Genomic DNA, 6,807 nt, shown 5'->3' on the forward strand with positions numbered 1-6,807 from the left:
TAGGGGGATGCCGGGGGCAGGGATTCGACGCGCGGCAAACCCATTCGTTCCATTCCGCTCCGAGACATCGCCACCCCTTCTTCGCGGCGGCCTCGCCAAAACGATCCGGCCGCCGCGATATACTGAGGACGCGCCCTATCGGTTCACTAGCCACAGGATCACGCTTAGCACCACGGAGATGACGAGCGAGGTCGTCAGCGGAAGGTAGAAGGCAAAATTCGGCCGCTCGACGTAAATATCGCCGGGTAGCCGGCCGAGCCCGAACTTGCCAACGACAGGCCAAAGCAGCCCAGCGGCGACCAGCACAAGTCCGAAGATGATGAGCGTGCGCGACATCTCGCACCTCCATCGGCCCTGCGGCCCTTACAGTGACACCGCGGGACTTCGCTGCGTTAGCACTGCGATTTTAGTCGCTTGACCACAAACAGGAGCCGCTTACCTGAAGAACAGCATCCCGGCACCTGCGGCGACGCAAGCCACGCCGGCGGCACGCGCGATCCACCGTCCGAACGGGACCAGCTTTTCCAGAAGGATAAGCAGCGCCAGCAAAGCGATCCAAAGTACGTTCATCACCCCGCCCACGAACAATAGCGCCATCAGAGCCCAGCAGCAGCCGATGCAATATGCACCGTGGCGAAGGCCCATGAGCAGGCAGCCCGACAAATCGCGGCGAAAGCCGCCGTAGCGCATCAGGAAACCGATCGGGCTCTGGCATCGGGCGAGACATACGTCCTTCAGCGGGCTCCATTGATAGACGCCCGCCGCAATCAGCACGATGCCTCCAAGCACATTGCTCGCGCTGGCCATCCGGGAATCGAGCAAGGCCGCCCGTTCGATCATCCATTGGATCAAGGTTGCCGCCAGCGAAAAACCCGTCCAGGCCAGAACATAGCCAGCGGCAAACCAACCCGTCGCCGCGAGCGGCTTGCCCTCAACGTTTCCCTGTCGGCCCACCCGCGCGTACATGAGAAGCATGGGTGCTGCCGACGGCGCCATCATGCCGATCATCATGATAGCCCACATGACAAACACGAACGCGAACTCGATCCCTCCCCAGGGCGCGTTCGCCGGCGCCATGAATCCCAGGCCGGCCGGGATCATGCGGAAGCCGGTCATGTCCATGCCGCCCATGTCCATGTCGGCCGCAAGCCAAAGCACGTAGCCCCAGGCCAGCGCTGCGGTCGCGCCGAGCGCTCCGGCAACGAGCAGGCGATCTCGCCGCAATACCTCTTCCAGTGTGCTGTCGGTCATTTGTGATGAATGTCGCCGCCGGCGGGCTGTGTCACGATATCACAACTGACTTGTCCATCGGATCGGCGCGTAGTGGCCGTTCTTGCCGGAATTGTCCCAACGCATGCCGTGATCGGTGAAGCTATTCCCCGATGCTCCCACGGCGAGCGCCAGTTTTTCGGGGCTCACCGGATGACCGGTGTTTGCCCACATCTCGCCGCTCGGATGCGCGGTCGGCAGCGGATCGACCGACATGTGCAGGATACCCGGAATTTCCGCGGATCGTGTCTTGCCCTCCACGCGGTACGTGATCGGGACCTTCTTCACGCCGAGATTCTTGGCGATCAGCGGCGCAAACGCCGCCATGGGCCCTCCGGCAGCGCCAGTAAAGATCGCACCGAGAGCTTCGGTCTGCTGGGCGTCGGCACGTTCATCGATATAGGCCGCCACCGACCAGTTGCCTTCTGCCATCGGTCCAGGCGTTTGGATTGCGAGGGCGACATTGAGGCCGTCGAGCGCGAGGCTGCCATACTTGCCGCTGTCGATGTGGAAGATGAGCGGTACGTTGCACACACCCTCTGTCGGCTTTGAAGTTAGAGGGGCCGCTGTCGAGACGAGACACGGACAGACGACGCTGCAACTGCAATTCTCGAAATAATCGCCGGAAAGCTGCCATTGAACCTGGTCTGCCATAACTCCCTCCCTATCGACTCGGAAGCAGGACCAAACCTGCGCAGATGAACTCTTCTTGGACGCCCTAGGCTCTTGCCAAGACTATCACGTTTCTATGCGCCCGAAAGACATGATGGGGATGCCGGTCGCGCTGACCCGAACGTCTCCTTCGGGTCACAAAAGCTCCGGTCGAGGATACCACGAACGAGCTCCGGTCTACCTCCACCAGCAGACCTGAACGGGCTTCCGAAGGTCTTCGCCTTTAGGGCCATTTCCGGACTCTTGCACCGCAGCAGATGCGCCCTATTCGATCAACTCGTGCGAGTTTGATTTCTCTTGTCATCCTAATCCAACAATCCTGCATCGCGGAGCGCAGCGACTATCCGACTGCGCGCCTGATCAGAACGTATCGGAAAGATTTCTTGAACGTTAGAAGGGCGGAAATCCGGATGAAGCTCCAACAATTGGCCAATCGCCTCTTGGGTTTTTGCCCTATGTCCAGCGCGCACCGAATTGATAGTGCAAGCTGCTAATGTGTGTACGTTTGCGGCATACTGAATTGCCTTCAGCGCGGACGCGCATCCTTCTTCGTAACGTTCCAGACTAAACAATGCGATAGAGATACCTGCCAAAGCGTGCGCCTGCAATGTATCAACGGGACTAAGCCTGATCATTCTTTCAAAGCTCTCAACGGCACGCTCGAACTCGTCGCTCATTAGTGCAACCCATCCACGAGAATACCATGCCACGGCGAGATTTGGATTGAGTGTAACAGCCTGCTCTACCAGTGCCGCTCCTCGGTCATATTCGTGCGCAAGGTATGTCAATGTGTGTCCACATCTTGCGAGTGCGAAGGCGTCATCAGTTGCCATTCTAGCCGCTTGCCGGGCAAGGCTAATTGCTTCGGCCCGCTTTTCCGCACTTAGTGGTAAGCCGGAATCCGCCTGCTGACGTTGCAGCATAAAGGCGGCCATAGCGTAGGCGGCGGCAAACTCAGGGTCGCGCTCAATCGACTTTTTGAAGTGTTGGAAGGCATCAAGTACAGGAGCCTTCTGATAAAAGGAAGCCGCGCCGCGCAAATAACAATCATAGCTGTCCAATTTATCCGTTGGCTTGCTTTTGGCGCGTTCGATCTCTGCTAATTCGACCTTAGGAGCGATACAACCGACAACACTGCTGGTGATCATATCTTGAAGGTCAAACACGTCTTCGAGGGCACCGTCGAATTTGTCTGCCCAGATGTGCCGATTGGTTTCAGCTTCTATGAGCTGCCCGGTAATGCGAAGGCGATTTTTCGCCTTTCTCACGCTCCCTTCCAGCACATACCGCACCCCAAGTTCGCGCCCGACCTGCTTGATATCGATAGCCCTGCCTTTGTAAGTGAAGGTCGAATTGCGCGCGATAACGAACAACGACTTGAACCGCGAGAGTGCGGTGATAATCTCCTCAACCATCCCATCCGCGAAATACTCCTGCTCGGGATCGGCGCTCATGTTCTGGAACGGTAGAACAGCAATCGAGGGTTTATCCGGCAGCGGCGGAAGTTTGTTCAACTCGGCAGATGAATTAGGGCTCTTAGGTATCGCTCTCCCAATTCGCGAGCCGTAGAGCCGCACTGGGCGTTCGATATTTTTAAGCGTTCTTTCCCCGAGATCGTCAAACGCAAAGCTGATCTTGCCTCTCACATGCTCGAATGCACTACCGGATAGGTAAACACTACCGGGCTCGCATTCGTTCTCGACCCTTGCTGCGACATTGACGCCGTCTCCGAAGATATCGTCGCCTTCGATGATGATATCCCCGACATTGATTCCGATGCGGAACGTAATTTTCTGCAAAAGGTCGCCGCTGTTGCGCTCCGCCATCTTGGCCTGCACGCCCACCGCACAATTCACCGCATCGACGGCACTGGCGAACTCCACCAACATGCCGTCGCCAGTCGTCTTGACAGTCCGGCCACAATGCTTGGCAATCGCGGGATCGACGACCTCTCGGCGCACGGCTTTCAGGGCTGCCAGAGTGCCGACCTCGTCGGCTCCCATTAGCCGCGAGTAACCTGCGACATCGGCTGCCAGAATGGCTGCAAGCCGGCGTTCGATCCGCGCCTCGGCCATTAGTGCGCTCCTGTCCAGCAGGGTGGTATCAGGGCAGTCTATGGCTCAAAATCGGGCTGTGTCCATCACGTTTGCCATGACCGCTAATGGAATGGTCCGGCCGTGCTCCGGCTCCGCCAGTGCGAGAAGCTGGCAAGGGGCGCTCAGGTCAAGGAGTGCGAGCCGTCCCTGACGGTTCCGTGATAGAAGCCTGCATCGACGAAACGATATCGCGGCACTCAAGACGACCACGATCAGACAGGCGGTGAGGAGGTACATAGACATAATCCTCCGCGCCTTGCAGTTTGATCGGCTGGTTCCAAAGAAAAGCTTGCCGAGCAGATCGAAGTGTATCAATTGCGATATTGGTTGATATCCGTAACTGCACGCGATGCGCACAAAGTCTACTATGGGGTCATGAGCTCCCGGTAATGGCTGACCTCCGCAGCGTCCTCTCTACGCCCCACAACGGACGCCGACAACGCCCACGGGACCTTCGGCTCCGGGATAAGGCGACATCACTGGGTTGCTGAGAGTCCAAGCAGAAGCGACCTGCAGTTGCTACTTTCGTAACGCATACGGCCGCACGAACTAGAGTAGAAAGTTACGCACCTCCTCCTGGAAAATTGGTGCGCCAGGATCCTGCGACAGCAGCATATGATTTTGACCAGGCAGCGAGACGAATCTGGCGCCCGGAATTTCCGCGGCCATATCTCGGCCCGAAGAGATTGGAACCCTGCGGTCTTCTCGAACATGCATCACGAGCGTAGGGGCCTTAACTTGTTTGAGCAAGGGACGGACGTCGAAATCAGCTACCGTTTCGAGGTAACGCACCGCGGACTCCGGCGAGGCGCTGAGACGCTGAAGTTCATTGAAGGCGTCGACCTGTTCTTTTGTGGCGCTCGGTAACATCGACGATGTAAAGAGCTGCCGGAAGGTTGGCTCATCCGCGCCCCACCCCAGCTTCATGAGCGTTTTCATTGCCGCAAACCGCTCCCGATCGGCGGCCGAAAGATTTGGGTTCTTGTTGGCGCCGACAGCAAACCCGCCATACAGGATCAGGTGCGACACGCGCTCGGGATGCCGGACCGCAAACGCAATCGAAACGGCGCAGCCCTGCGAGAATCCGAGAAGCGGAAACCTGTCGAGGCCGGCCGCGTCGGCTACGCTTTCCATGTCCTTGACCCATGCGTCAAGCGAGAGCTCGCCGACGTCCCAGTCCGAGAGGCCGTTGCCGCGAGCATCGTACCGGACGAGCGTGAATGACGAGGCAAGCCCGAGCAGAAAATCACGGTAGAGTGGAAGGTTCCAGTCATACTCCAGGTGGCCAAGCCAATGCGCCGATCTCAACAGCCCTGGTCCACTTCCGACCATCGCATAGGCCAACCGCACGCCATCCGTGGCCCTGCAATAACGGATGTCCTGTTTGAGATTAGCCGCCGACAGGACACGCGCTGCGGGCGATCCGTTCTTGTCCAGATCGATGGCATAGACCTCGATCGGCCGTACGATGTTCTTGAGGTTCTGCCGGCCCAACTCGCGAAAACGAAGCTTTAGCTTGCCATCGACCTGATCGAGGACCTGACGGGAAATGCAGATGCCGCCGCGCATCGCCATGCCTTCAAGCCGCGCGGCTACGTTGACGCCGTCGCCAAAGATATCCCCCTCGTCTTCTATGATATCCCCGACATTTATACCTACGCGAAATTCAATCCGTCGGTCAGGAGGGATACTCGCGTTCCTACTGATCATCCCGCGCTGAACTTCGACTGCACACTTCACCGCTTCGACAGCGCTCGAAAACTCCACGAGCATTCCGTCACCAGTCGTTTTGATAAGACGCCCGCGATGCGACTTGAGCTTGTGATCGACCAGTTCCCGGCGGTGCGCCTTTAATCCGGCAAGAGTGCCTTCTTCGTCGTCGCCCATAAGCCGTGAATAGCCGGCTACGTCAGCCGCCAGAATTGCCGCCAGCCGGCGCTCGACGCGCGCGCGAACCACGAAAGTGTCCTCCGTCACCTCACCCAAGCAAATCATATGCATTGGACCCGCGCTAGTAAAAACCCCCATTGGCCGCCGTCTGGGCGTATCCGCTTCGGATCATTCCCGTCGACTTGGCCGCGTCTCAGCCATGTCTGGTCTGCATTCGACGGCTGAAACGCCGCGCGCCGTCACGCCCCTCGCCTTCGGGCACATATCCGGACTTACGCGGCGCAATAAATCGAGTTACCTTCAGAAGCCTTGGCGGTGGCACTCGTGAGCAAGGCATTGGCGCTGGATCGAAATATAGCTGAGGCGCACGCGCTGATCGGCTGGGCCAAATATTTTATGGGGCGCGGAGCAGAGACCGAGACTCATGTCAGTGATGCATTTCGTCTCTCTCCTCGCGATATCCTCAGCTTCCAGTGGTCTATGATGGTCGGCTTCGCCAAGTTGCAGGTTAGCGCCGACGCCGAAGCACTCGGCTGGTTCCGCCGCAGCATCGAGGCCAACCGTAATCATCCCACCTCGCATTTTGGGCTGGCTGCTGCGCTCGCGCTTCTCGGTAAGAAGAGGCGTGGGCTGCCGTGCAGGTGGGGCTTGCGCTGAATCCGACGTTTACTATCAAACGCTTCAAGAGCTTTTCAGTAAGCGACAATCCGGCGTTTCTCGCAGGTGCCAAGCGCGCGGTAAAAGGGTTTCACTTGGCCGGGGTGCCGAGGGGGTGATGTCGGCTCTGGGTCTTGGCCGTGTAAAAACGGCCTTACTGGGCCGTCAAAACTGGACCGACCTCAGGCCGCGATCGCGGCGATCAGCGGCCTGATCCCGAGGA

At 58.5% G+C, this 6,807-nt stretch carries 6 protein-coding genes; 1 reads left to right on the plus strand and 5 read right to left on the minus strand.

Annotated features, from left to right (window positions below; translation table 11 throughout):
• Positions 1-135 precede the first annotated feature (135 nt).
• The 5 genes from BLV07_RS04405 to BLV07_RS04430 all read right to left on the minus strand — a co-directional run bounded on the left by BLV07_RS04405 (position 136) and on the right by BLV07_RS04430 (position 5,996).
• Positions 136-336: a DUF2905 domain-containing protein gene (locus BLV07_RS04405; protein WP_091880131.1), complete on the minus strand. Its 201-nt coding sequence runs from the start codon at positions 334-336 to the stop codon at positions 136-138.
• Between the two features lie 99 nt (positions 337-435).
• Positions 436-1,251 carry a DUF2182 domain-containing protein gene (locus tag BLV07_RS04410; RefSeq protein ID WP_091880134.1) on the minus strand — a complete coding sequence of 272 codons (816 nt, stop codon included), beginning with the start codon at positions 1,249-1,251 and terminating at the stop codon, positions 436-438.
• 39 nt (positions 1,252-1,290) lie between these two features.
• Positions 1,291-1,923 (minus strand): DUF1326 domain-containing protein, encoded by a 633-nt coding sequence (locus BLV07_RS04415; protein ID WP_091880136.1) that lies wholly within the window; start codon positions 1,921-1,923, stop codon positions 1,291-1,293.
• A 323-nt stretch (positions 1,924-2,246) separates the two neighbouring features.
• Positions 2,247-4,016: an adenylate/guanylate cyclase domain-containing protein gene (locus tag BLV07_RS04420; protein WP_244550954.1), complete on the minus strand. Its 1,770-nt coding sequence runs from the start codon at positions 4,014-4,016 to the stop codon at positions 2,247-2,249.
• 570 nt (positions 4,017-4,586) lie between these two features.
• The gene (locus tag BLV07_RS04430) at positions 4,587-5,996 is read right to left on the minus strand and encodes an alpha/beta fold hydrolase (RefSeq protein ID WP_091880406.1); all 1,410 of its coding nucleotides are present in this window, start codon (positions 5,994-5,996) and stop codon (positions 4,587-4,589) included.
• 255 nt (positions 5,997-6,251) lie between these two features.
• Between BLV07_RS04430 and BLV07_RS04435 the strand changes: the two genes are divergently transcribed.
• A complete protein-coding gene (locus tag BLV07_RS04435) occupies positions 6,252-6,584 on the plus strand; it encodes a tetratricopeptide repeat protein (protein ID WP_143035345.1) in 333 nt (110 codons plus the stop codon).
• Positions 6,585-6,807: the final 223 nt, after the last annotated feature.

It is taken from the genome of Bradyrhizobium sp. Rc2d (assembly GCF_900099855.1).
GTDB lineage: Bacteria > Pseudomonadota > Alphaproteobacteria > Rhizobiales > Xanthobacteraceae > Bradyrhizobium.